The organism is uncultured Mailhella sp. (assembly GCF_944324575.1).
GTDB lineage: Bacteria > Desulfobacterota > Desulfovibrionia > Desulfovibrionales > Desulfovibrionaceae > Mailhella.
In genome coordinates, this window is record NZ_CALUWV010000034.1 from 1 (window position 1) to 25,505 (window position 25,505).

At 60.2% G+C, this 25,505-nt stretch carries 24 protein-coding genes; 14 read left to right on the forward strand and 10 right to left on the reverse strand.

Features of this window, described 5'->3' with window-relative positions; genetic code table 11:
- Window positions 1-26: 26 nt before the first annotated feature.
- The 6 genes from Q0J81_RS05810 to Q0J81_RS05835 form a co-directional block, all read right to left on the reverse strand.
- Window positions 27-584, reverse strand: a complete 558-nt coding sequence (locus Q0J81_RS05810; protein ID WP_294446525.1) for a DUF177 domain-containing protein — start codon at window positions 582-584, stop codon at window positions 27-29.
- A gap of 130 nt (window positions 585-714) precedes the next feature.
- Window positions 715-1,332 (reverse strand): SPOR domain-containing protein, encoded by a 618-nt coding sequence (locus Q0J81_RS05815; protein ID WP_294446526.1) that lies wholly within the window; start codon window positions 1,330-1,332, stop codon window positions 715-717.
- Window positions 1,333-1,523: 191 nt separating this feature from the next.
- Window positions 1,524-3,191, reverse strand: coding sequence for an arginine--tRNA ligase (argS, locus tag Q0J81_RS05820; protein ID WP_294446527.1), 1,668 nt, complete (start codon window positions 3,189-3,191; stop codon window positions 1,524-1,526).
- 2 nt (window positions 3,192-3,193) lie between these two features.
- Window positions 3,194-4,153 carry an ACP S-malonyltransferase gene (locus Q0J81_RS05825; RefSeq protein ID WP_294446528.1) on the reverse strand — a complete coding sequence of 320 codons (960 nt, stop codon included), beginning with the start codon at window positions 4,151-4,153 and terminating at the stop codon, window positions 3,194-3,196.
- Between the two features lie 201 nt (window positions 4,154-4,354).
- Window positions 4,355-5,338 (reverse strand): class II fructose-bisphosphatase, encoded by a 984-nt coding sequence (gene glpX / locus Q0J81_RS05830; protein WP_294446529.1) that lies wholly within the window; start codon window positions 5,336-5,338, stop codon window positions 4,355-4,357.
- Window positions 5,339-5,741: 403 nt separating this feature from the next.
- On the reverse strand, window positions 5,742-6,791 hold the full coding sequence (locus Q0J81_RS05835; protein WP_294446530.1) for a Smr/MutS family protein: 1,050 nt from the start codon (window positions 6,789-6,791) through the stop codon (window positions 5,742-5,744).
- A gap of 367 nt (window positions 6,792-7,158) precedes the next feature.
- Here Q0J81_RS05835 and purM point away from each other — a divergent pair, with 367 nt between their 5' ends.
- The 5 genes from purM (at window position 7,159) to Q0J81_RS05860 (ending at window position 13,097) form a co-directional block, all read left to right on the forward strand.
- The gene (gene purM / locus Q0J81_RS05840; RefSeq protein ID WP_294446532.1) at window positions 7,159-8,220 is read left to right on the forward strand and encodes a phosphoribosylformylglycinamidine cyclo-ligase; all 1,062 of its coding nucleotides are present in this window, start codon (window positions 7,159-7,161) and stop codon (window positions 8,218-8,220) included.
- Window positions 8,204-8,656 carry a DUF523 domain-containing protein gene (locus Q0J81_RS05845; protein WP_294446533.1) on the forward strand — a complete coding sequence of 151 codons (453 nt, stop codon included), beginning with the start codon at window positions 8,204-8,206 and terminating at the stop codon, window positions 8,654-8,656. Before purM ends, Q0J81_RS05845 begins: the two co-directional genes overlap by 17 nt.
- Window positions 8,653-9,666 (forward strand): sirohydrochlorin cobaltochelatase, encoded by a 1,014-nt coding sequence (locus Q0J81_RS05850; RefSeq protein WP_294446534.1) that lies wholly within the window; start codon window positions 8,653-8,655, stop codon window positions 9,664-9,666. The genes Q0J81_RS05845 and Q0J81_RS05850 overlap by 4 nt, the downstream gene beginning before the upstream one ends.
- Entirely contained in the window at window positions 9,609-10,805 is a 1,197-nt protein-coding gene (locus Q0J81_RS05855) for a pyridoxal phosphate-dependent aminotransferase (RefSeq protein ID WP_294446535.1), read from the forward strand. The genes Q0J81_RS05850 and Q0J81_RS05855 overlap by 58 nt, the downstream gene beginning before the upstream one ends.
- A 684-nt stretch (window positions 10,806-11,489) precedes the next feature.
- Complete coding sequence (locus tag Q0J81_RS05860) at window positions 11,490-13,097, forward strand: AAA family ATPase (protein ID WP_294446536.1); 1,608 nt, start codon at window positions 11,490-11,492, stop codon at window positions 13,095-13,097.
- A gap of 230 nt (window positions 13,098-13,327) precedes the next feature.
- Here the strand turns inward: Q0J81_RS05860 and Q0J81_RS05865 are convergent, their stop codons facing one another.
- Both Q0J81_RS05865 and Q0J81_RS05870 read right to left on the reverse strand, forming a co-directional pair.
- Window positions 13,328-13,804, reverse strand: coding sequence for a 23S rRNA (pseudouridine(1915)-N(3))-methyltransferase RlmH (locus Q0J81_RS05865; protein WP_294446537.1), 477 nt, complete (start codon window positions 13,802-13,804; stop codon window positions 13,328-13,330).
- Between the two features lie 285 nt (window positions 13,805-14,089).
- Window positions 14,090-14,479 (reverse strand): hypothetical protein, encoded by a 390-nt coding sequence (locus tag Q0J81_RS05870; protein WP_294446538.1) that lies wholly within the window; start codon window positions 14,477-14,479, stop codon window positions 14,090-14,092.
- A 30-nt stretch (window positions 14,480-14,509) separates the two neighbouring features.
- On the opposite strand from Q0J81_RS05870, the gene yedF reads away from it, so the two are divergent.
- The 8 genes from yedF to Q0J81_RS05910 all read left to right on the forward strand — a co-directional run bounded on the left by yedF (window position 14,510) and on the right by Q0J81_RS05910 (window position 20,748).
- On the forward strand, window positions 14,510-15,112 hold the full coding sequence (gene yedF / locus Q0J81_RS05875; protein WP_294446540.1) for a sulfurtransferase-like selenium metabolism protein YedF: 603 nt from the start codon (window positions 14,510-14,512) through the stop codon (window positions 15,110-15,112).
- Between the two features lie 61 nt (window positions 15,113-15,173).
- Window positions 15,174-15,947 carry an acyl-CoA dehydratase activase gene (locus Q0J81_RS05880; protein WP_294446541.1) on the forward strand — a complete coding sequence of 258 codons (774 nt, stop codon included), beginning with the start codon at window positions 15,174-15,176 and terminating at the stop codon, window positions 15,945-15,947.
- A 9-nt stretch (window positions 15,948-15,956) separates the two neighbouring features.
- Complete coding sequence (locus Q0J81_RS05885; protein ID WP_294446542.1) at window positions 15,957-17,090, forward strand: double-cubane-cluster-containing anaerobic reductase; 1,134 nt, start codon at window positions 15,957-15,959, stop codon at window positions 17,088-17,090.
- A gap of 176 nt (window positions 17,091-17,266) precedes the next feature.
- Window positions 17,267-17,410, forward strand: coding sequence for a hypothetical protein (locus Q0J81_RS05890; RefSeq protein WP_294446543.1), 144 nt, complete (start codon window positions 17,267-17,269; stop codon window positions 17,408-17,410).
- 381 nt (window positions 17,411-17,791) lie between these two features.
- Window positions 17,792-18,448: an L-threonylcarbamoyladenylate synthase gene (locus tag Q0J81_RS05895; protein WP_294446544.1), complete on the forward strand. Its 657-nt coding sequence runs from the start codon at window positions 17,792-17,794 to the stop codon at window positions 18,446-18,448.
- A complete protein-coding gene (locus tag Q0J81_RS05900; RefSeq protein WP_294446545.1) occupies window positions 18,445-18,966 on the forward strand; it encodes an NUDIX hydrolase in 522 nt (173 codons plus the stop codon). The genes Q0J81_RS05895 and Q0J81_RS05900 overlap by 4 nt, the downstream gene beginning before the upstream one ends.
- Before the next feature lie 14 nt (window positions 18,967-18,980).
- Complete coding sequence (locus Q0J81_RS05905) at window positions 18,981-19,403, forward strand: hypothetical protein (RefSeq protein ID WP_294446546.1); 423 nt, start codon at window positions 18,981-18,983, stop codon at window positions 19,401-19,403.
- 103 nt (window positions 19,404-19,506) lie between these two features.
- The gene (locus Q0J81_RS05910) at window positions 19,507-20,748 is read left to right on the forward strand and encodes a metallophosphoesterase (RefSeq protein WP_294446547.1); all 1,242 of its coding nucleotides are present in this window, start codon (window positions 19,507-19,509) and stop codon (window positions 20,746-20,748) included.
- A gap of 151 nt (window positions 20,749-20,899) precedes the next feature.
- Here the strand turns inward: Q0J81_RS05910 and ettA are convergent, their stop codons facing one another.
- Window positions 20,900-22,585 carry an energy-dependent translational throttle protein EttA gene (ettA, locus tag Q0J81_RS05915; protein ID WP_294446549.1) on the reverse strand — a complete coding sequence of 562 codons (1,686 nt, stop codon included), beginning with the start codon at window positions 22,583-22,585 and terminating at the stop codon, window positions 20,900-20,902.
- 362 nt (window positions 22,586-22,947) lie between these two features.
- On the opposite strand from ettA, the gene greA reads away from it, so the two are divergent.
- A complete protein-coding gene (gene greA / locus Q0J81_RS05920; protein ID WP_294446551.1) occupies window positions 22,948-23,427 on the forward strand; it encodes a transcription elongation factor GreA in 480 nt (159 codons plus the stop codon).
- A 338-nt stretch (window positions 23,428-23,765) separates the two neighbouring features.
- Here the strand turns inward: greA and recJ are convergent, their stop codons facing one another.
- The gene (gene recJ, locus Q0J81_RS05925) at window positions 23,766-25,487 is read right to left on the reverse strand and encodes a single-stranded-DNA-specific exonuclease RecJ (RefSeq protein WP_294446552.1); all 1,722 of its coding nucleotides are present in this window, start codon (window positions 25,485-25,487) and stop codon (window positions 23,766-23,768) included.
- Window positions 25,488-25,505: the final 18 nt, after the last annotated feature.

The following is a 25,505-nucleotide window of genomic DNA, read 5'->3' on the forward strand; positions in this document are numbered from 1 at the left end:
TTCTCCTTATCTCGGAAACGGGGGAATCACCCCTGATGTTTCACTTTCAGTTGACGCAGAGCAGCCAGCCGCGGATCCCCGCTGTCGCGGGAACAGCTGCAGGCACCTTCATTGAGATTCTTGCCGCACACGGGGCACAGTCCCCGGCAGTCCGGCTTACAGAGGGGCTTCACCGGCAGTGCCAGCGAAAACTCCTCCCACAAGAGAGACGCCAGATCAAGGAAAGGCGCTCCGCCTTCCATGGTCACGGCGCATTCATCCAGAATTCCGGCAGGATCTTCCTCTTCCGGTTCGGTTCCGCCGAGTCCGGGATACTCCTCAAACTCGTCGAAGCTCTGGTTCAGCACCACAAGAGTCTCTTCCATGCAACGATTGCACGGCATGGCCACAACGCCCCGTATCGTGCCGCGAAGCAGACAGCCGTCCTGCTGCGGAAGCAGAAAAACCTCCGCAATGACAGGCTCAACTATGCGGCATGACACATGATATTCCTTCAGCGGCGTCTGCCAGACTTCCTCATCGGAAACCGTAAGACTCATCCCCTGGGGGTCAATCTCATTGAGTGCGATGTGTCTAAGATCCATGCTTTACCTCTGGAAACATGACAAAATACCTACCGTGCCCTTCTTTGTCAAGTATGCAAAGAAGGGCAGCGTCAGACACCGTCCCGCGGTTTTTGGACGACGAGAAAATCGCTTCTCCCGCCGCGAGACGTTATTTACTCTTCACGGCCTTTTCGCTCAGAACCATGGCATCATGCAGGCCGTAGCCGTCCAGCTTGCGGCGCAGCATCTGAAGATCAGCCTTGCTGCCGCGCATGAGCACCTGCACGTAATACCACGTGGTCCGGCTGGTCTTCGTCTGCGTGCGACGAGCCTTCAGTCCGTCCTTGGTCAGCGTATTCAAAAGCGCCTGTGCCTGTTTGGCCTCCTTGAATGCGGCCACTCGAAGCACGTAGTCAAACTGAGGTTCCTTAGGCTTCTGCACTTCCTGAACGGGCTTTTCCTGCCTGGCCTTTTCCTGCGTCACGGCGGACTTGTCGTCCACCCCCTTCTGGGCCTCGGCAAGTACGCCGCCGGCGGCGTCGCTCTTCAGACTTGTCATGAAGCGCAGCTCTTCCTTGGGAAGAATCTTCTCCGGCTCTTCGCTCTCTCCCGAGCCCTCCTTGGGCTCTTCCGACAAAAGCGTGTCGAGCTCAAGAGCCTGGGGCAGCGGCATGCTGCTGCGCCCCACGATGACGCCGGACAGAAAGCAGAACCCCAGCATGACGAGCGCGAGCACGCTCATGGTCACGAGGGCCGAAGGCGTAATGTTCGCCCTCCAGGCGAACACGCTCCGCCCCTCCGACCGGCTTTGGGAACGAGCGGCAGAACTTTTGCGCGACGAGGAGTCTTCGGCCGCGGCAGAGGATGCCGCGGCGTCCGAACTTTCCTCCGACGCGAAAAAGACATTCGTCCGGCGTTCCCGGTCGCTGTTTTTCTTCGCGCTTGAAGATGAACTGCGATAGAAGGCGTTGGCCATGACTACATGGATTCCGGAGCGCTGACGCCGAGCAGATCAAGACCGTTGGCAATGACGATGCTCACGGCGCGCAGGAGCGCAAGGCGAGCCTTCATCACGGCTTCATCATCGCCGCTCAGCACGGGGTTGTTGGCATAATAGCTGTGCAGCTTGCCGGCAAGCTCCATGAGATAGAAGCTGACGGGATGCGCCGCACGGGCACGGGCGGCGTCTTCCACCACGTTGCGGAAACGCTCCGCCTCGCGCAGAAGCGCCAGATCGTCGGCAGAGGTGAGCGGAGTCAGCATGTCCGCCGGGCAGTGTTCGGGAAGAACCACGCCGCGATCTGCGGCACGACGCAGAAGCGCGGCCACGCGGGCATAGGCATACTGCACATAGTACACCGGATTTTCCATGTTCCGCTGCTTCACGAGATCCAGATCGAAGTCCAGCGGACTGTCGCTCTTGCGGGAAAGGAACATGAAACGGGCGGCGTCGGTACCGACATCGTCGAGCACTTCACGCAGGGTGACGAACTCGCCGGAACGGGTAGACATGGCCACAGGCTCACCGCCGCGCATGAGGTTCACCATCTGGATGAGCACGACATGAAAGTCTTTTTCCGGGTCATGCTTCATGCAGGTGATGGCGGCCTTCATGCGGGGCACATAGCCGTGATGATCCGCGCCCCATATGTCGATGCATTCGTCGAAGCCGCGATCGAACTTGTTGGCATGGTAGGCAATGTCGGAGGCGAAATACGTCAGATAGCCGTCGCTTTTTCTGAGCACTCTGTCCTTGTCGTCACCGAACTGCTGGGTGGCCAGCCATACGGCGTTGTCCTTGTCGTACACGAGCCCCATGGCGCGCAGCTTGTCGAAGGCCTCCTCCACCTTTCCGGCATCCACGAGGCTCTTTTCCGAGAACCAGACCTGATGCTCGACGCGGAATTCCCGGAGGTCTTCCTTGATGCCCGCAAGAATGGTGGCGCAGGCGTATTCATAGCAGAGATCCTTGGCTTCCGCTTCAGGACGCTCCGGCAGCGAGGGATCCTTTTCCAGCATCTCGCGGGCGATGTCGCGGATGTAGTCGCCGTGGTACCAGCCCTTGGGATCTTCAGGATACGTCACGGGCAGATTGCATATCTCACGCATGCGCAGATACACGGAATCACCCAGAAGACGCATCTGGCGACCGGCATCGTTGATGTAATATTCCGTGGACACGTCGTAGCCGGCAAAACGCAGCAGACGGGTAAGCGAGTCGCCCACGGCGGCGCCGCGGCCGTGCCCGATGTGCAGAGGGCCGGTAGGATTGGCGGAGACGTATTCACCCACGATGCGGCGGCCGCTGCCGTTCTTCGAGGAACCGAACGCCCTGCCCTGCTCCTCAACCTCGGAAACGACGCCCTGCCAGAACGAAGGAGCAAAGGTGATGTTGATGAAGCCGGGGCCGGCTATTTCGGCCGTGACGAGACCGGGGAACTTTTCGCAAAGCTCCTTCAGAATTTTTTCGGCCACCACGCGGGGCGTGGCCTTTGCCTGCTTGGAAAGCACCATGGCGAGGTTGGTGGCCAGATCGCCGTGGCTGGACTCTCTGGGAATTTCCAGAACGGCCTTTTCAGGCCACTGCCAGCCGTTTGCGGCCACAATGTCACGGAGTGCCTTTTCAATGAGAAGTATGTCGCGCATCGTTATCCTTCAAATGCATCAACGGCGTCTTTGTTGGGAATATGAACGGTGGTGTAGCTGCCGTCAGCCACGTCCGCAGCCACGAGAATCGGACGGACCATGCGGGTAAGCACCCCCTGGGGACCGAATTCCACCCAGCGACGCACGCCGTCTCTCCACTGGTTGGCAATGGTGTCCACCCAGCAGACGGAAGAAGTCATCTGACGGCGCATGGCACTGTGCAGCGCCTCCGCATCGCTCAAAGGCTCACCGGTGATATTGGAATAGATGGGGAATTTCGCGTCATGCCAGTCCTGCTTGTCGAGCAGCTTGGAAAACTCCGCAGAAGCCTCGGCCATCATGGGCGTATGGAAGGCACCGCTCACGGCCAGAGGAAAGCCCTTGGCGCGCGGATTCTCGGCCTTGAGCTTTTCGGCCGCGGCCTCCACGGCCTCACGGTGCCCGCTCAGCACGAACTGCAGCGGCGTGTTCTTGTTGGCCACGCGCACAAGCTTTCCGGTGCTTTCGGAAACTTCCCTGGCGGCGGCTTCCACCTGCTCCTGAGAGAGCCGGATCATGGCGCACATGGTGCCTATGTGTTCCGGATCCACGTCGGCCATGAGACGACCGCGCAGCGAAACGAGTTCCAGAACCTTGTCCATTTCAAGCACGCCGGCAGCGGCCAGCGCGCTGAATTCTCCAAGGCTGTGGCCGGCCGCACAGACCGGAGAAAGCCGGTCGGCCACGCTCAGCCAGAGCGCAAGGTTCACCACGGTGATGGCGGGCTGAAGATTGCGGGTTTCGGCCATGAGCGTGGCGTCGTCGCTCTCCCAGTATATTTCGCGCAGCGGCAGTCCGCTTATGCTTTCCGCCTTTTTCCAGATATCCATGATATCGGAAGACGCCTCGGCGAGACGCCTTCCCATGCCAGATGCCTGCGCCCCCTGACCGGGGAACAGGATGGCGGTCTTGACACTGTTCATTTCCATACTCCCTGACTGGGTGTTATGGGTCATATGCGCAGGCCTTCCGAAACAGAAGGCTGCGCCATAAAAAGCACGCTGTCTGCGCAGGCATGTACGATGCGCAGGCCGTGCCGTCCGACGTCACGGAACGTTCCGCAACGCCGGACGCATGTCATCGCTTCTTTGTCCGGCAGCACCGTCTTCGGCGCTGGTGAAGGCCTAGTCGTACCGGACGGAGCTGAACTTCATCAGCCGTTCCCAGTTGTGGTGGGATTCAATGTAGCGGAAGGTGCCCGTCTTGGCGCGGATGACCAGAGAATGGGTGACGGCGCCGCGGCCGGAATAGCTCACGCCGCCGAGGAAGGTTCCGCCGGAAATGCCGGTGGCGGCAAAAAAGGCATCGTCGGCGCGTATGATGGAATCCACGGTAAGAATCTCATCCAGCCTGGTGCCTTCCGCTATCATGGCCTGCCGCTCGGCGTCGGACTGCGGGTCGAAGCGGCCGAACATCTGACCGCCCACGCCCTTGATGGCGCATGCGGAAATCACGCCCTCGGGGGTACCGCCGGTGCCCATCATCACGTCAACGTCCACGCTGGGATCGGCCACCATGAGCGAACCCGCCACGTCTCCGTCGGTATGCAGGGTGATGCGTGCGCCGGTTTTGCGGATTTCCTCGATGAGTCCCTTGTGCCGGGGCTTGTCGAGCACGAACACCACAAGGTCGTTGATGTCCTTGCCCACGGCACGGGCCACGGCCTGAAGATTGTCGGCCACGGGAGCGTCGATGTCCACGACGTCGCGTGCTTCGGGACCCACCACGAGCTTCTTCATATAATAGCTGGAGCCGGGGTTGTACATGTACCCCGACTTGCACGCGCCTATGACGGCAATGGCGTTGGGACGACCGAGCGCCAGCAGATTCGTGCCCTCCACGGGGTCCACGGCGATGTCGATGGCAGGTCCCGTGCCGTCGCCGACTTCCTCGCCGTTATACAGCATGGGAGCCTCGTCCTTGGCGCCTTCGCCTATGATGACGCGACCCTTGATGGAAAGGGAGTCAAAAGACAGACGCATGGCGTCCACAGCTGCGCCGTCCCCGTCTTCCTTTGCGCCTTTTCCCAGCCATCGGGCCGCGGAAAGAGCTGCGGATTCCGTTACACGGAGCAGATCGAACGCCAGATTTTTTTCAGGAGCTTGCATATCGTCCTCCCTCGGAAAGGGGCTGTTGCATAAAGAAAGGCCCAGACGCAGGCCGCAATGACGTAACTATAGCCGAGCCCGCGTTTTTCATCAAGAGTAAAGACTTTGACGCCATGATACGCCCCCGCCTGAAATGTCCGAAAGTTTTTACAGCGAACGTCCTTGCAGAAAAAAGGCCCCGAAGATCCTCATGAGACAGCACGGTCCCCGCCCTCTTTCCGGCATTCGCCGGAGAAAGCAGGTATCCGCGCCGCCTCACCGGGGCTTTTCTTCAAAAGAATCATCGCCGCCCCTCCTTCCACGTTCCCTGTTCCTCCGGACCGAAGCCCTGAACCTTTCCGAACGGCATGGACAAAAGACGGGCAGATGCTCCAGGAATCTGCCCGTCATGAACACTCCCGCATCAGGAGTAAAGGTCGGGATCCGACGGCATGACGTCCCAGCGTATTTTTCCGTAGCTCTTCTTGCGCCTGCGTATGAGGACGTAAAACGCTCCTGCGCCGCCGTCTTCCTGCTTTGCGGTGCAGAAGGCCAGCACCACGCGCTTGAAAGGATCCTGGGTAAGCCACTGCTGCACGCGGGAACGCAGCACGGGCACGCCGTTCACGGAATTGAGTCCCCGGCCGGTGACGATGAGCACGGTTCTTGCCCCCTTGTAATAGGCGTTGCGGAAGAAGCCCACAAGGTTCTGGAAAGCCTGCTCACAGTTGAGTCCGTGCAGATCGATATGCGCCTCGGGACTGAACTGACGGGACTGAAGCTGGGAAACAATCATGAGATCCAGTCCGACGACGTGCCCCTCGGCGTACTCCGCGGTGCTCGCCACGGAAAATTCCACCTTGCCCTCCATGAAGTCCTGCAGGGGATGACGGGGATCCGTCACCGGAACAAGCGGCGGCTCAGGCTCCACGGGCACGTCGCGTCCCCTGCCGTTGAGCGGCACCGTACCCTTGATGGCACTGAAAAAATCACGGCTGTCGTCGGCTTCCGCGCTCTTTCCGGCAGCTTCGGCCATAAGCGCCGAATCGTCGCGACGGCCTATGCGCGCACCGGCAAGAGCCATGGCCGTCAGCGTGGCGGGCTCCTTTTCTTCCTCCGGCTCAGGCTTCGGCGCTTCCTGCGTCTTCTTTTCCGCCTTTTTCTGCAAAAGCTTCTTCACGCCCTCCTGCTCCAGAGCTCTGGCAAAGCTGTCGTTGTCCCCGTCCAAAGATCCTCCGACCCGCTTTCCGGCCGCCCGACTCTTCGGGGATTCCGGCGAAGACAGCGCGCGCACGTTTCCGCCCATGGCCTGCATGAAAAGCTGCTCATCGGCGTCCTGAGCGGCGGCTTCGGCGTCCCTGTTCTTCACCACCGTTTTGGCACGGCGCAGCTTTTTCTCGTTGTCTCGTTCACTGCGGGAAGGAAAATCCCGCGCATTCAGTCTGGAAAAAGGATTGGAAGCATCTTTGCTCATGGGAAACCGCCTTGAAAGTAGAAATTCATGCCGCTCGGGCCTGTCATGTTCTAAATACTCCTCGGGGAAATGCAAGAGGATGAGCGCCCCGCCCCCCGGAAGAAGCATCCAGAAAAAAACGGCAACACTTCTTTCGCCTTTTCCACTTCGAAGGAACTCCGCCCGCAGCACTTCCGTCGAACGTGCTCCATTTAAAGAACTTGGCAAACGAGACGGAAGCGACTATTAATACGGGGCACCTGCATAAACGATTTCCCGGGGAAATGCCGCGCGCCAAAGCCCTTCAGAGGTCTGCGCCGCGGGACGCAGGAGCCAACAGGACGGCCCGACCGCAAAAGGCGGACGCCTTCAAACAGGAGATACAACCATGAGCTTTTCCCGTTCCGACGCATACGCTTCCGCCGGCGTCGACATCAATGCCGGCAACGAGCTGGTTTCCCGCATCAGAACCATGGTGGCCAGCACGCAGACCCACGGCGTCCTTTCGGACATAGGCGGCTTCGGCGGTCTGTTCCGTCCCGACATCACGGGAATGCAGGCTCCGGTTCTTGTGGCGGGCACCGACGGCGTAGGAACGAAGCTCAAGATGGCATCCCTGTTCAACAGGCACGACACCGTAGGCATCGACCTTGTGGCCATGAGCGTGAACGACTGTCTTGTACTCGGTGCAAAACCCCTGTTCTTTCTCGATTATTTTTCCTGCGGCGCGCTTGACGTGGAACAGGCCACCACCGTCGTCGGCGGCATCGTCGAAGGCTGCAAAATGAGCAACTGCACGCTGCTCGGCGGAGAAACGGCGGAAATGCCCGGCATGTATGCCAACGGCGACTATGATCTGGCGGGCTTCTGCGTGGGCATTGTGGACGGACCGAACATCGTGGACGGCTCAACCATCAGCGTGGGCGACGTCATCATAGGACTGGCCTCCTCCGGCCTCCACGCCAACGGCTTTTCCCTCGTACGCAAAATCTATGAGGAAAGCGGCGTGAAGCCCGACGACATCGTCCCCGGCACCGACCGCACCTTTGCCGACGTGCTGCTTACTCCCACCGTCATTTATGCCGACCAGGTGAAATCCATCATGCGCGACCTGCCCATCAAAGGCATGGTGCACATTACGGGAGGCGGCTTCTACGACAACATTCCCCGCGTGCTTTCCGCCTCCGTGTGCGCAAACATCCGCTTCTCGAGCTGGGAACGTCCCGCCATTTTCAACTGGCTGAAGGAACAGGGAAATCTCTCCTGGCCGGAGATGCTCCAGATCTTCAACTGCGGCATAGGCTTCATCATGATCACCGACCGCAACACGGCCGACGACATGCTCCCCCGCTTCAAGTCCATGCACACGGATGCGTGGGAAATAGGCACCATAGTCCGACGCAAGGACAACCAGGAACAGGTGGAGATCTCGTTTGACGGCTTTTCCTAAAAAATGCCGATATGTGGTAAGCGCCTGTCTTGCAGGCACGCCCTGCCGTTATGACGGACGCTCCAACCTGCGCCCGGAAATCGCCGCGCTTGTGGAGAACGGCGAGGCCGTGCCCGTGTGCCCCGAAGTGCTCGGAGGCCTGCCCACACCCCGCACGCCGAGCGAACGGCAGGGAGATCGCGTCATGTCTGCCGAGGGCGACGACGTCACGGGAGCGTTCTCGGCCGGGGCGGAAGCCGCGCTCTACATTGCCGAGGAATGCGGCTGCTCCGCCGCCGTTCTCAAGGCACGTTCCCCCTCCTGCGGCTGCGGACGCATTTACGACGGCACGTTCACGCACACGCTGGTCGACGGCGACGGACTCTTTGCCGCCCTTCTGCGCAAAAAGGGCTTCCAGCTCTTTACCGAAGAAACCTTCTCTGCGGAAAAGGCATGAAGCGCGGCGTTCTTCTGGTAGCCTACGGCTGCGGCAACATTCGCGGAGCTGCGGCCCTGCGCGCCGTGCAGGCCGCCACGCAGGCACGCTTTCATCTGCCCGTCCGCTGGGCGTTCACGTCCGAAGCCATGCGGCTCAGACTCGCAAGCTCGCGCACGAAATCCGACTCCGTGCTCAAGGCGCTGAAAAGAATGCGCTATGAGCGCTACACGCATGTCGCCGTGCAGCCGCTGCATCTCATTCCCGGCATGGAATACGACGGAGTGGCCGCCGACTGCCGCTGCATAGCGGAAGAAGGCCGCATGACCGTCAGTCTCGGCCGACCGCTGCTCTCAAGTCTGGATCCTGAAGACCCCTGCGTGACGCAGGCCGCAGGAACGCTTCTCAAACACATTTCTCCCCTGCGATCCCCCGGAGAGCCTGTGGTGTGCATGGCCCACGGCAGCCGTCATGAATGCGACATTCTTTATCAGCGCTGGGGCGAGGCCGTGCGCGCACAGGACCCGCACATTCACGTGGCGTGCATGGTCGGTTCCGGCATGGTGCGTCCCGACGAAGCTACGCTGGACTCGCCCGCCTTCGACGGACTCGACATGCTGCTCCCGCTGCTTTCCGCCGAAGCCGCGACTAGCGGCCGGGTCTGGCTTCTGCCGCTGCTCTCCGTGGTGGGACGACACACGCTGGAAGACATGGCGGGCACGTCTCCCGCGTCATGGAAAAGCAGGCTCGAAGCCGCTGGCTTCCGCTGTCAGGCCGAGCTCAGGGGACTTGCCGACGATCCCGCCTTTGTGGATCTGTGGCTCGACAGACTGGAAGCGGCGCTCAGCGAGCTGAACAGACCGGAACGCCGGATCGAACCATGCACGAGCTCCGCAGCTATCGGGCCCTCCTCATCCCTTTCCTCATCAAACCATCTTTTTCCGCTTTCTTTCCCTCTTTCAAGGAGACTGCCATGTCTGCTTCCGTTCTCAGCTCCGCCATGGAGCAAAATCTTTCTCAAGGATCCATGATCCGGCGGATGTTTGAAGCCGGCATCGAACTGCGCAAGAAATACGGCAACGACGCCGTGTGCGACTTCAGCCTCGGCAATCCCGACCTCGCTCCGCCTGCCGAGGCTGCCCGCGCCATGAGCGCGCTTGCCGCCCGTCTGTCCGAACCCGGCATTCTCGGCTACATGCCCAACGGCGGCTTCGGCTGGGCCCGCGAAAAGCTGGCCGCATGGCTGAGCGACCAGCAGAAAACGCCCCTCAAGGCTCAGCACGTCATGCTCGGCTGCGGCGCTGCCGGCGTGATGAACGCCTTTTTCCACACGGTGCTCGAGCCCGGTGACGAAGTGCTCACCGTGGCGCCCTTCTTCGGTGAATACCGCTTCTACGTGAGCAATCACGGCGGCACGCTGCACCCGGTTCCCTGCCGTGCCGAAGACTTCGGTCCCGACGTGGAGGCCCTTGCCGCTGCCGTCACGCCCCGCACCCGCGCCCTCATCATCAACTCGCCCAACAACCCCTCCGGAGCTGTCTATTCCAAAGAAGACATCATGAGCCTCGCCGCCATGCTGGAAGAAGCCTCGAAGCGCATCGGCCGCATCATCTACCTTGTGGCCGACGAGCCCTACCGCTTCCTGGCCTACGACGGCATTGAGGTGCCCGCCGCTTTGCCGCTTTATAAATACAGCGTGGTCATCAGCTCCTTTGCCAAGAACTACGGCATGGCCGGCGAACGCGTGGGCTACATCGCGGTCAATCCCGACATGGAAGACGCCGAGAAGCTCATGGACGGACTCATATTCTCCAACCGCGTGCTCGGTTTCGTGAACCCGCCCGTGGTTGGCCAGTACCTCATGGCCGAATGCCTCGGCACGTCCACGGACGAGGCCCTCGCCATCTATACCCGCCGCCGCAACAAGCTTGCCGCCATTCTTGCCGATGCTGGCTACGAGTTCACGCCGCCCAGAGGCACCTTCTACTTCTTCCCCAAGGCCCCCGGAGGCGACGACAAGGGCCTCGTGGAGCGCCTCACGAAGAATCTCGTGCTTGCGGTCCCGAGCTCCGGCTTCGGCTATCCCGGCTACATCCGCCTGTCCTTCGCGGTAGAAGACGCCGTCATCGAACGTTCTGCTGAAGGCTTCCGCAAGGCCCTGCAAGGCTGACTGCACGGTCCGAAGGCACGTTTCCCGCGCCTTCGGACCGTTTTTTTGCGCCGCCGCGTCTGCTTTCCAGCGTTCTCCGCGCCTTCCGCGCACGTCTCCGAGATTCGTGAATAGGAAGCCCACCGTTTTCAGCGGCACGACGCGCCCTTACGTATCGCTCGCGCACCGAGCGACGAGGACCCGGCATTTTCTCCGAAGTCTCCCGTCTGGCACGCTCCGTGCCGTCTCTGCCCGCGCGGCATGCGCCTGTCTTTCCCGCCTTCTTCCGACCGGACGGAAAACAAGTTCCCCCTCCTCCCTCAAGTTTTCAGATCTCCTATTCCGCAGCAGGTCGTCCGCTGCCGGCAGTCCGCCCCAATTTTCCGAAACGCCACGCTCCGGCGTTCGTACGCTGCACGCCATGCCGCGCCGTCCATCCCTTTTTCCGCGCCGCACCGAGCCCTTCCCCGTTCGCCCTCAGCCCTGACCTTCTGCCTCTTGCGACGCTCCCTCATGCCTTCCACTTTGCCTGCCTTGTCTCCTGTCGTAAAAAATATGTTTTCCATTGACAGCGCATCTTTTTTCTGATTGATAAATCAATTTTTAATTTATCTATAAATAAATTTATTCTTGACTTTTTATTCGTTTTCCACGAAAGATGTTGCTGTCGGGGTCTGCCCGGTCAACCTTTTTTCTGGTGATACCATGCTGGAATATCTGCGCATACGCGGTCTTGCGCTCATCGACGACATGGAGCTGGAGTTCGGCGACGGCATGAACGTGCTCACGGGTGAAACCGGTGCCGGCAAAAGCTTCATCCTCAAGGCCATCAACTTCGTCCTCGGCGACCGGCTCACCACCGACATGGTACGCCCCGGTCGCGACAAGGCGCAGGTAGAAGCGCTTTTTACGCGGCGGGGAGAACAGGGTGAGGAGGAAGTGGTGCTTCGTCGCGAGCTTTCCGCTGCTTCCGGGCGCAGCCATTTCTTTCTCAACGGCTCCCTCACCTCGCAGGAGGCCGTGCGCGCTCTGCGTCCTGCGCTGCTCTTTCACGTCAGTCAGCACGGACAGCAGCGGCTGCTTCAGGCTTCCTATCAGGCGTCGCTTATCGACTCCTTTCTTCCCGATCCGTCAATCGTCAGCCGCAAGGATGCCCTTGTGCGCGAACTCAGAGACGTGGCGGATCAACGGCGCAAGCTTCTGGAACGTATGGACATGCTGAGCGAAAAACGCGAGCTTCTGGAAATGCAGCAGAAGGAAATCGAGCGCGTTGCCCCGGAGGAAGGCGAAGAGGAGCGTCTGGAAAAAGCCCGCGCGGAGCTCAAAAACGTGGAGCACCTGCGCGCGCAGTATGAGCAGGGACTTGAGCTCATGATCGGCGGCGAAGGCGGAGGCCTCTCCACGCTGCTCGGCGAGCTGGAACGTCTGCTTCACAATCTGGCGCAGGAAGATGAAAGCTTCTCTCCCTCGCTTGATGCCCTTCTGAACTTCGAGGAAGAAGCCAGGGAGCTCACGCGACGATTCCGCAGCACGCCCGCGTCCGACAGTGAATATGACCCGGATGAGCTTGAGGCCAGGCTCTACGAGCTTTCCCAGCTCAAGCGCCGGATGCGCCGCAGTCTTCCCGAAATTCTGCGCCTGCGCGATGAGATCACCGAAAATCTTTCCTTTCTCGATGCCTGCGGTCTGGATCTGCACCGGCTGGAAAAACAGGAACGGGAGCTTGCCAAAAAACTTCATGTAACGCTTGAAGAATGCAACGTCCTGCGCAAGGACGCCGCCTCTCGCTTCTGTGCTGCTCTGGAAAAGGAGCTGGCCGGACTCGGTTTTTCCGATCGCGTCCACGTGGAGCCGGAAGGCACGCCTCACGAACTGTGGCCGCAGGTGGAAGACAAGGTAAAAGTCATCTGCCCCCCCTGCATGGAAGACCGCTATCGCCTGCTCTGGGCGCCCAACCCCGGACAGCACCCCCAGCCGCTGGACAGGATTGCCTCAGGGGGCGAACTCTCCCGCTTTCTTCTTGCCGTCGTGGGCATTCAGTCCACAAACGAGGACGCCACGCTCATTTTTGACGAAGTGGACGCCGGCGTTGGCGGCATCACGCTGAACCGCGTTTCCGATCGACTGAGCGACCTTGCCTCGCGCCGTCAGCTTCTCATCATCACGCACTGGCCTCAGCTCGCGGCCCGGGCGGCCCAGCATTTTCAGGTATCCAAGGAAGTGCGCGGCGACGAAACCTTCACGCTCTGCCGGCCGCTGGACGCAAAAGCAAGAGAAGCGGAACTGCGAAGAATGGCTGGCGAAGAAGGCTGAAAACCGTGCCGACAGGTCCCGATTCTGCACGCACGCCCAAAGCACGGGCAGTCTGACTGTCTTGCCTGCAATCCAACCAAGGCAAGCGGCACAAACGGGTCTCCCCTCTTGAACCAGAAGTTCATGGACATGGCCGAGAAAAATATCGGCAGATCGGTACACAGTTTTCAGTCATGTCGATCTGCCGTCGGAACGGGCCGCCCGAGTCGTGTCTTTTGCGGAATTCTGCCTCAGTCGTGATGATACGGCATGTTGCGCACAAGCGTTTCCGCCCGGTAAAGCTGCTCGAGGAGCACCACGCGGGCAAGCTCGTGCGGCAGGGTCTGCGGCCCCAGGGCCATAAGATGCCTCGCCTTCTCCCGCACGCTGTCGTGCAGACCGAAAGGGCCTCCCACGATGAAACACGGACGACGCGTCGCATCCGAGGACAGTCCTTCCAGAAAGCGCGAGAAATCCCGGGACGTCATGGAACGCCCCTTTTCATCGAGGCATATCACGATGTCCTGAGGGGCAAGGGCGGCGAGTATGCGCTTTCCTTCCTCCTCCACGCGTCTTGCGACCGGAAGCGCGGGGTCGGAATCGCGGATGACGGTATCCGTCACCTGCCTGAAGCGGGCAAGTCTTTCCAGATAATGGGCCGCTGCATCCTTCCAGAAAGGCGCGTGCGGTCTGCCTACACTCATGATTCTCAGGGGTTTCAAGCTCATGGGGATCTTATAAGCGGAGCCTGCGACGGAAGCAAGTCAAAGCTCACCATGGCGCAAGGCTCCCCTGCGCCGCAAGAATCTCCGGATACGCGCCTCTGTGTCGCGCCACTTCCGACGTTCTGCGTCTCGAGAAAAAACAATATGTGATTCTGCATGGCAGGCAGGTAAAAAATTTATGAATGCTGCCGGGGCATCTTGACATGGGCGTTGCAACCTGAATAAAAATTATTCGAGTATCAATGTATTAAAACAGACTATTACTTCTTTTTACCGTGTGCTTTCGCCTCAGCCATGATGATGTCCATCTACCAACTTCCCTTTACCTGACTTTCCCTTTTCTGTGACGGGAAGAGTTTCTTTCTTGGCCATCCACGGTTCAGGCAGCGCTGATTGATTTAATTCCGCTTCCGCCGCTTCGACGCTCTTTCCGGTCACCTGTCCGGAAGGAGCGCCTTTTGTTTCAACCGCACGCAGCGTACCGGTCTCTTTCTGAAGAACATTCCCTGAGCGACCGCCTGCCGGAACCGGACAAGAAGAACAGATCGTCGAGCGAACCTGCAGCTCCGGCAGCTCGTTCTCTTTCTGGCGCGACGCGTCTGTCCGCAACGCTGCCCTCCCTCCCCCTGCCATCTGCAAGTCGTGCGGAGCATGCCTCAACGATTCCGCATTCATCATTCTTCACCAGCAACCACTTTTGGAGGTCCCATGTCCGTTTTTCTTGATTGCCGAGGTCTGGCCTGCCCTGAACCTGTCATACGCACCCGCGACGCCCTGAAAGAAACTCCCGACGCCATTGAAGTCTGCGTGGACAACGTGCCCGCTACGGAAAACGTCAGCCGCTTTCTCGGACGTTCCGGCTACGTCACGGACATCAAAAAGACCGGCGACTCGGAATGGAAGGTCTGCGGCCGCAAGGCCGGCATCAACTGCGCCGAGGCCGAGGACATCATTGCCGAGGCTGGTCCTTCGCGTTCCGGCAAGACTCTGGTAATGCTCACCTCCGACGTCATCGGTTCCGGCAGCGACGAACTCGGCGCCAGGCTCATGGCAAACTTCCTCGCTACGCTGCCCGAAATGAATGAGCTTTGGCGTATCGTCATGGTCAATGGCGGCGTGCGTCTCGCCTCCACGCCCGGCAAGGCTCTGGACGCCCTGAAGAAGCTGGAAGCTTCCGGCGTGAGCATCCTTGTGTGCGGCACCTGCCTTGAATTCTTCCACCTCACCGAACAGAAGCAGGTCGGCGAAACCACCAATATGCTGGACATCGTCACCAGTCTCGACCTTGCCGACAAGGTCATCCGTCCGTAACAGCAATCCCGCCGTCGCGCCTCCATGCCGAGGCGCGACGCGGAAGAACAGGAGAAACATCATGCCGGTGGCAGGCATCGACGTAGGCTCGGTGGCCGCAAAAGCGGTCATTCTGGATGAACTCACCAACAACGTGCTGGCCCATGCGCTCGTGCCCACGGGCTGGAATCCCCGACAGGCAGGCGAAGACGCCCTTGACAGGGCATGCGCACAGGCCGGGGTGGACCGCCCGGCGCTGACGCGCGTTACAGGGACGGGCTACGGACGCATAGCCCTGCCCTTTGCGGACAAAACCGTCACGGAAATCACCTGTCATGCGCTGGGGGCCGTGCATCTCTTTCCGGGCACCGGCGTCGTTCTGGACATCGGCGGCCAGGACAGCAAGGCCATTGCCGTAGATGCCGACGGCTCGGTACAGGACTTCGTCATGAACGACAAGTGCGCTGCCGGAACAGGCCGCTTTCTTCAGGTGCTTTCCGGCATTCTGGGCATGGACGTTCAGGCGCTGGACGAAGCCGCAGGCCGGGGCAGGCCGGCAGACATTTCCAGCATGTGCGCCGTGTTTGCCGAAACGGAAATCGTCGGGCTGCTGGCGCAGGGCGTGAGCCCCGAAGACGTGGCCGCCGGCGTGTTCCGCTCCCTGGCAAGGCGCATGGTCTCGCTTTCCCGACGCATCGCCTGCCGCGGCGAGTACACCTTCACGGGCGGACTCGCCACACTTCCGGCTTTCGTGCGCTGCCTGTCCTCGGAACTCGGCACCACCGTCAATGTGGCAAACGATCCTCAAAACACAGGCGCACTCGGCGCGGCGCTCATTGCCGCGCGCCTATGCTAAGGAGAACTCATGAGCTATCCCAGCGTTGAACGATTCAAGGACATCACCGACCGCAACGTTCTGGCCCTTCAGGAAGCGAAGCAGGCCGGAGTGAAGGTGGTCGGTCAGTACTGCATATACTCCCCTCTGGAAATCGCCCTGGCCGCAGGAGCCGTTCCCGTTTCGCTGTGCGGCACGAAAAATGATTCCATTCCGCCCGCGGAAAGCATTCTTCCGCGCTCGCTCTGTCCGCTCATCAAGAGCAGCTTCGGCTTCGCCCTCGAAGACAGCTGCCCGTACCTCGCCGCCTCCGACATCGTCATTGCCGACACCACCTGCGACGGCAAGAAAAAAATGTTCGAGCTTCTGGCCGAACGCAAGAGCATGTTCATGCTCCAGCTTCCGCAGATTCAGAACGAGCCCGCGCTCGCGTACTGGAAGGGGCAGTATGAACGTCTCGTCCGGGAACTCGAACTGCGCTTCGACGTGGTCATAGGAGTGAAGGAGCTGCGCTCAGCCATACGCAAGGCCAACCGCTTCCGCCGCGCGCTCAAGAGCGTGCTCGATCTTGCGAAAAGAAAGCCCTCGCCGCTTTCCGGCATGGAGCTCATGGAAATCGCGCACCGGGCTTCCTTCGTGCCCGACTGGGACAAGGCCACGGAGCTGCTGGAAGACATAGCCCGGGAAGTCGACGCGTCCGGAGAAAGTCCCTTCACCGCCTCCGCGCCGCGCATTCTTCTTACCGGCGTGCCCGTGGGGCTCGGCTCCCATAAGGTGGTGAAGCTGCTGGAAGACTGCGGGGCAAGCGTCGTCTGCCTGGACAACTGTTCGTGCTACAAAAAGGTGCGTCTCATGATCGACGAGAATGCCGATCCGCTTGACGCCCTTGCCTCCCGCTACCTCGACACTCCATGCTCGGTCATGTCGCCCAATCCGAACCGCTACGTCGTGCTGGAAAATCTGGCCTCGGAATTCCGGGCCGACGCCGTGGTCGACCTCACCTGGCAGGGCTGCCAGACCTATGACGTGGAATCGTGGTCGGTCAAGAGATTCGTCCGGGAAAAGCTGCATCTTCCCTTCCTGCAGATCGTCACCGACTATTCTCCTGCCGATACGGAGCAGCTCAAGGTCCGCGTGGAAGCCTTCCTCGAAATGCTCCGCTGAGGCACGGAGCCCTTCGCCATCTGCAGGACCTCCGCATCAACCATCTTCCGGCTGCAGGCCGGAACATCTTGTTCTGGACGACACAGGCCTCTCCATCGACACCGGGGCGTTCAGCTGTCTGCCCGGGCCATCCGTCTTCCGGCATGACTTGAGCCTCCGTGAAGGGAGATTTCACCATGAACGGCCGACGCATCGAAAAGCCCGGCCTCAACCGGGGCATGATGTTTCAGGACTGCGGACTCTTTCTGTGGATGAGCACGGGAGAAAACATCATGCTGGCACTTGAGCCGTATTTTCCAGGGACGGAAAAACGCGCCTGAAGGAAAGACTCTTGAAAAAATACGCGACGACGAATCCGTGTTCGACAGGCGGCCCAGGGATCTTTCTGGCGGCATGAAGCAGACGCGCGCGGACCGTGCGGGAGGCCCGCTTGTGCGTTCTTATCCTGTGCCGTTTCTCCGGTTCGCTTTTCCCTCTCCCTTGCAAGTCATCAGTCGAACAGATATGAAAAAAAGAACGGTATGACGTTTCCGCTTCAAAGCCGGACATTCCCGACGTCCCGTACCCGGGGATCAGCCTCCGGACCTTTGGAAAACCGATTTTCCGAGCCCGGAAGGCCGTTCCAGCCTCCGCCGGAACAGCGAACGCGGGAGCTGTCATCCGTTCTGCCCTCAGCCTTTACTGTTGCCACGGAGAAAAATGTGACCCTTTCCTTTCAGGAAGCAGCCCGTCGCCTGAAAAACGGAGGACTGCTCCTTTATCCTACAGAGACCTTTTTCGGCATAGGATGCCGGGCTGACGACGATGTCGCCGTGCGCCGCGTATTTACGTGCAAAAAACGTTCTCTTTCCATGCCCCTGCCCGTCATTCTGGGCAACGAACGTCAGCTCGACCTTGTGGCCACTCCCGGAAGCGACCTTGCCGGAGACATTGCCGCTCTTTCCGATTTCTGGCCTGGGCCTCTCACCCTGCTTCTGCCTGCAGGAAGCAATCTTCCCGAGGCGCTCACCGGAGGCAGCGGCAAAATCGCCGCACGGGTGAGCTCTCATCCCTCGGCCCGAGCTCTGGCCGAATTCTGCGGATTTCCCATCGTTTCAAGCAGCGCCAACATCAGCGGCAGAGATGCCGTCACTCACGCATCCGAGCTCGATTCGGAACTTATTCAGTCCCTCGATCCCTCCACCGACGGCATTCTCGACGAGCCTCCCGCGCCCGGCGGAGGCGAAGCGAGCACCATCGTGGAACCTCTGGGAAACCGCCGGCTGCGCCTTCTGCGTGAAGGCGCGCTGCCCCTATCCAAACTCGAACAGGCCGGGTTCACCATTCTGGCTTCATCCGCTTCCGAGGTTCACGCATGAATCATCCCCGCTACTGTCCTTCCTGCGGCACGCTCGTGGTCCGCTACAGCAATCCCCTGCCCACCGCCGACGTGATCATTCATGACGATGCCCGCGGCATCGTTCTCGTCCGGCGCAAAAATCCTCCCCTCGGCATGGCTCTGCCCGGCGGCTTCATTGAGGAAGGCGAAAGCGCCGAACACGCCGCCGTTCGCGAAATGAAGGAAGAGACCGGCCTCGACGTCACGCTGGAAGGTCTGCTCGGCGTGTACTCCTGGCCTCTGCGCGACATGCGCTGCCACACGCTCACCACGGTGTTCGTGGGCCGCAGCGACCACCCCGAAAAACTGCTCGCAGGCGACGACGCAGCCGACGCTGCCTTCTACCCTCTGGATGCACTGCCGGAGCCGCTCTGCTTCGATCACGCCCGCATCATCGCCCATTTCCGGGACTGGAAGGAAGGACGTCGGCCTCTTCTGCCCTGTGCCGAAGATCCGTCCCTCGAATACGGCGACATTCCCTACACACGTCCCTTCTAGCCTCCGGAGAAATCATGTTTCACTATGGCCGCACCCCGAGCGACGAACAGGACGTCTGGATCAGGGAGCATTTCCGCAGTCGCACCGCCGGCGCGGAATTCATGCTGCCCTGGACCATCGACACCTGGTTCAGTACCGTGAGCGCGCTGAAATCGCTCTTCACCGCCGCGGAGCTGAAAACCATCATCGACGCACACAAGAACATCGTCATCGACACCTCGCATCTCAGGCTCACGCATCTGCTCATCCACGTCATGGAGCACTGCGACAGAAAGGAACTCTACCAGAAGCACGGCAGCAGCCCGCGCAATCTGGAAACGAAATTCCGTCAGCTCGACGATGCGCAGGCCTCCGTGCTCATTCTCTGGGCCTCTTCCTTCTGGCGCGGGCAGACCTGTTCCGCTCAGGCCATGGAAAAGTACATTGCCCCGAAATAATGTCAGGACAGCGCCGAGCGTCCCCGACGTATCTCTCCCATCATGACGGCCGCGGGCAGATGCCGCGGCCCGAATTTTTCCGACCCCCGTTCAAGGACTTGTCATGGCCGACTACGCCCGCAATCGAATGTTCTTTGCATCGAGCACCACACTCATGCTCGTGGTGGCCGCCTACATGTCATTCAGCCTGTTATGGCACGAGCCCGTCCCCATGGGCTGGCGAATACCGCTCACCATTCTGCTCTTCCTTGTTTCCCAGACCATCACGGGCATGCGCGTGCTCATCACGTGGCGGCCGGATCTGCCGTTTTCACTCGTTCGGATCGGCGGGTTCATCTCCTCGTCGTTCATGGTTCTCTCATGGATCGTCATTCTGCGCGACGCGCTGCTGGCCCTCACCTTTGCCTTTTCCCTTTTCGTGCCGCAGCTCGAAAGCGCAGAGGACGTCATATTTTCCGTGCTTCTTTCTCCGGCTGCGGAATGGATCATGCTTGCCGCAAGCATTGCCGCGGCGGGCTTCGGCATGGCCCGGGCGCTGGCCGTGCCGTCCGTCAAAAGAGTAGACGTTCCTCTGCAGGGGCTGCCGAAGGATCTGGACGGACTGACCATCGTCCATCTGAGCGATCTGCACATCGGCTCCACCTTCACCGGCGCGTGGCTGGAAGAGGTGGTTCGCCGCACCAACGAGCTTACCCCCGACTTCATCCTCATCACCGGAGACCTCGCCGACGGCAGGCCCGAACGCATCGGCAGCCTTCTTCGGCCCATCACGAAGCTTCGCGCCCGCTTCGACGTCGTCATCAGCGTGGGCAATCATGACTACTATTCAGGCCTTCGCCGATGGGTTGAAACCTGGCGGAGCTGGGGCATGACGGTACTGCTCAACGAACATAGGAAATACGAAGTGAACGGCAGAAACGTGGTCATCGCCGCCGTCACCGACCCGTGTGCCGTGCTCTTCCGCAGTCTTGACGAATCCATGGGAGCGCCCGATGCCCGCAAGGCGCTGGAAGGCGCAGGGGAAGGTCTGAAAGTGCTCATGTCCCACCGTCCCGGGCACGCGGAACAGAACGCCGCCTTCGGCTGTCATCTCCAGCTTTCTGGACACACGCACGGCGGACAGTTCTTCTTTCTCTTCCCGCTCGTATCGCGCCTGAACGGCGGCTTCCGCTCCGGTCTCTACAGGGCCGGTTCCATGCCTCTCTATGTCAGTCCCGGCACGGGCATGTGGGGCTATGTGCCCATGCGTCTCGGTGTAGGCGCAGAAATCACGCTGCTTACCCTGCGCCGCGCCGACCCCATCGTACCGCAGAAGCCCACCTACAGAGGCAAGATCGGTGCCTGAGGCGTAAAAAACGTTTCCGTCTCCGCATTGAGGCACCACCGGAAGAAACGATTTCTTCCCGGTTTAACACAAACGAGGCAGCCTGTCGGCTGCCTCGTTTTCTGTTTTCAGGACAGGAACAGCAATCGTTCCTTCCGCGCTGAAACCGGACTTACTGACGGGTAAGTCTGCGGTACTTCATGCGGTGCGGCGTGTCCGCCTCCTTGCCGAGCCTCTTGCGGCGGTCTTCTTCGTATTCCGAGAAGTTGCCTTCAAAGAAGGTCACCTGTCCCTCATCCTCAAAGGCGAGAATGTGGGTGGCGATGCGGTCGAGGAACCAGCGGTCATGGCTGATGACAAGCACGCATCCGGCAAAGTTTTCCAGCGCGTCTTCCAGCGCGCGCATGGTGTTCACGTCGATGTCGTTGGTCGGTTCGTCGAGCAGCAGCACGTTGGCGCCGGACTTGAGCATGCAGGCCAGATGCACACGATTGCGCTCGCCGCCGGAAAGAACATCCACCTTCTTCTGCTGATCACCGCCCTGGAAGTTGAAGCGGGAGCAGTAGGCACGGGCGTTCACTTCCCTGCCGCCGAGGCGGATGAAATCATTGCCGCCGCTTATGATCTCATACACGGTCTTGCCGGGTTCAAGGGAGGCGCGCTTCTGGTCCACGTAGCCGAACTTCACGGTCTCGCCTATATTGAGCGTGCCGGAGTCAGGCTTCTCCTCACCCACGAGCATCTTGAAGAGCGTGGTCTTGCCCGCGCCGTTGGGACCGATGATGCCCACGATGGCGCCCGGCTGCACCAGAAAGTTCGCCTTTTCCACAAGCACCTTGTCGCCCATGCTCTTGCACAGATCCCTGGCCTCGATGACGGACTTGCCGAGGCGCGGTCCCGGCGGAATGTAGATTTCAAGATCGGGCGCAAGCCGTTCGCTCTCGTGGCTCAGCATGGCCTCGTAGGCATTGATGCGGGCCTTGCCTTTGGCGTGACGACCCTTGGGAGACATGTGAATCCACTCAAGTTCGCGGGCAAGAGTCTTGCGGCGCTCGTTGTCGGCCTTTTCTTCCAGCGCGAGACGCTTTTCCTTCTGCTCAAGCCAGGAAGAATAGTTGCCCTTCCACGGGATGCCGCGACCTCTGTCGAGCTCCAGAATCCATCCGGCCACGTGGTCGAGGAAATAACGGTCGTGCGTGACGGCGATGACCGTGCCCGGGAAGTTCTGGAGATAGCGTTCCAGCCAGGCCACGGATTCGGCGTCCAGATGGTTGGTCGGTTCGTCGAGCAGAAGGATGTCGGGATTCTGAAGAAGCAGACGGCACAGCGCCACGCGGCGACGCTCGCCGCCGGACACCACGGAAACGGGCGTGTCCCCGGGCGGGCAGCGCAGGGCGTCCATGGCCATTTCAAGACGTGAATCAAGATCCCACGCATTCATGGCATCCATCTTTTCCTGAACCTTGGCCTGGCGCTCAATGAGTGCATCCAGATCCGCGTCGGGATCGGCGAACTTTTCGTTGATCTCATTGAATTCCTTCACGAGATCCACGACTTCCTGAACACCCTCCTCCACGACTTCGCGCACGGTGCGCGTTTCGTCCACCAGCGGTTCCTGTTCAAGATACCCGATGGTATACCCCGGAGCGACCACCACGTCGCCGTCAAAGGCCTTGTCCACGCCGGCCATGATCTTGAGCAGCGAGGACTTGCCCGCGCCGTTCAGACCGAGCACGCCGATCTTCGCGCCATAGAAATATCCGAGCGAAATGTCCTTGAGCACTTCGCGCTGACCATGGCGCTTGGTCACGCGGTTCATCGAATAAATGACTTTATCCGGCTGATTATCGTTTGCCATAGCAGTTCCATGAAGTTTTTTTGTTGCCCGTCAAGCCGGGCCAACAGAATAATAGAACTCTTATCTTCTCAGAAGCCGGACAACTTGTCCAGCAATAAAAATATGCGCCTTCGGCTCCTTTCTTCAGAACGACGGGCATCCGAGGCCTTTTCTGCAAAACGACGGGAAAACGGCTCCGCCCGTTCTCCCGAGTGCCCTGTCGAAAGCCTGAAAACGCCCCCGGGGATTGACTTCACGCTCCGGCAGGCCTATATTCCAAAGAAAGCATTTCCTGATGCCCCGCTTCTCTGGAAGTGACGACCTCTCTTTCAAGAAGTTGGGCCTCTTTTTTTGCATATCACTTTTGTTTGAAGGTACCTGCCATGAGCACGCCTATTTCCGTACAGGGCTACAAGAAGCTGGAAAAAGAACTCGCAGAGCTCAAGAAAGAGCGTCCCGCCGTCATTCAGGCCATCAAGGAAGCCCGCGAAGAGGGCGACCTCAAAGAAAATGCCGGTTACGACGCTGCCCGTGAGCGCCAGGGTTTTCTGGAAGCCCGCATCAACTACATCGAGTCCCAGCTTCCTCAGTACACTGTCATCGACCTTGATACGCTCCACAGCGATAAGGTCATCTTCGGCGCTACCGTGCATGTGGTCGACGTGGACACCGACGAGGAACGCCAGTTCACCCTGCTTGGACCCGACGAAGCCGACTTCGCCAAGGGCTCCATCTCCATCAACTCTCCCGTGGGACGCGCCCTCCTCGGTCATGAGGTCGGCGACGAAGTCACCATCGACATTCCCCGCGGTCGCGTGACCTACGAAATCACCGAGATCGAATTCCACGGCGTGCGCGACTAAGCGTCCGCGCCACGGCATTCCGAAAAGCCTCCGCAGAGCGGAGGCTTTTTCTTTTTCTTCGTTCACGCAACGAAGAAACGGCGCTGAGGCGGTCTGCCGCGTGTTCCGCAGCAGGACAAGGGAGCAGGCTTTTGCCCGGACCGCCCTTCGGCAAGATACCGCACGAAATTTCCGGCCAGCAGTCCCTGATCGCTCCTAGGCCCCTTCCGCCGTCACCTCCGGGCATGACTCCGCCCCATGTCTCGTCCGACGGCATCAAAAAAGCCCCGCACGCCTCTTACTGCCGGAAAAAAAACTGCGGAGCCTGCATGCAGAAACGTCGTCCCGTACTTCAACCGTCAGGCCAGCTTCCAGTCCCTTATGCGCACGTCAACGCTGGCCGCGCCGTTATACATGTCTATGCCGGGGCTGTAGGCAAGAAGCACGCGCCTTCCTTCAAGGTCGGCCGGAAACTGCTCGGCCTGTCTCCATGCCTTGGCCTGAAGCGTGATTCCGCAGCTCTCGTCGGCAAGTTCCAGAAGCACGTGATTCTTTTGCGGGCCGAAAATCTTGCGCCTTTTCACGAGCAGCGGCGGCGACTGGAAGACCGGCTCGGGATTGCCCACGCCGAAAGGCTGCATCATCTCAAGTTCCTTGAGAAAAATAAAATTCGTCGCCGCCTTGAAGTCGAGGTTTCCGTCTATCATCTGCACGGCGGGCACAGGCTCGTCGCCGAGAGATTCGCGCACCACGCTCACGAAACGGGAACGGAACGCCTCCAGTTTTTCCGGCAGCACGCGCACGCCGGCGGCCATGCGGTGTCCGCCGTAGGAAAGCAGCTCCTCCGCACAGCGGGCAAGTCCCGCATGCAGATCGAAACCGCTGATGGAACGCCCCGACCCCTTCAGCGTACCTCCATCGGCACACAGAACCAGCGTGGGCTTGTGGTACTTCTCCACCAGCCGCGAAGCCACAATGCCTATGACACCCTGATTCCAGTCCCGTCCGGCAATGACCAGCGCAGGGTCATGCAGTGAGGCTTCGGCCTGAGCCATGGCTTCCTCAGTAATGCGCTCCTCCTCCTGACGGCGCTGCGTGTTGTAGCCGTCCAGCGTACGCGCGAGATCTGCCGCACTGTCGCAGTCCTTCGCACACAAAAGCTCCAGTGCCGTTTCCGCCGAGGCCACGCGTCCGGCGGCATTGATGCGCGGAGCAAGGCTGAAGATGACCTGTCCTGCGCCGAGACTGGCAAGCGGAGCAAATCCGCTCACCGCCTTGAGCTCGGAAATGCCGGGCCGCTTCGCTTCGGCGAGCACGAGCAGGCCGTTCTTCACCAGAATGCGGTTCTGCCCTTCCAGTTCCACAAGGTCGGCCAGCGTGCCGAGGGCCACAAGATCGAGGGTGCGGCGCATATCCATGCGCGGCGACCCCGCCTCGGCAAGACGCGCGTTGAGCTCGGCCATGAGAAAAAACGTGACGCCCACGCCCGCAAGGGAGGCGCAGGGGCAGTCCGCCAGTCTGGGATTGCACAGTACCGTTGCATCCGGCAACGTTTCCGGCGGCAGATGATGGTCGGTAACCACCACGTCCATGCCGAGCTCTCTGGCTCTCGCAATGGTCGCCGCATCGGAAATGCCGCAGTCCACGGTAAGCAGCATGGACGCGCCCGCTTCCGCAAGCTTCTCCACGCCCTTTACGTTCATGCCGTAGCCTTCCTCCCGCCTGTCGGGCAGATGCCACAGCGCATCGTAGCCATGATGATGCAGTACCTGAAGAGCCAGAGCCGTGCTCGTTACGCCGTCGGCGTCATAGTCTCCCCATATGGCAAGCTTCTTTCCTGCAAGCAGTCCTTCCGCAAGCACGGAGGCGGCCTTTGCCATGCCCGGCCACAACGAAGGCCGGGCCAGATGACGAAGACCGGGAGAAAGATATTCCGCCAGTTCTTCCGGACGTTCCAGACCGCGCAGCCAGAGAATTTCGGCCAGACGGGGAGAAATGCCGCAGCGCTCGGCCGCGTCGTGGAAGGAATCCGGGACGGGGCTGCCGTCCCTGCGTGTGCGGAATATCCAGTTCTTGCTCATATGTCTTCCATGTCGGGT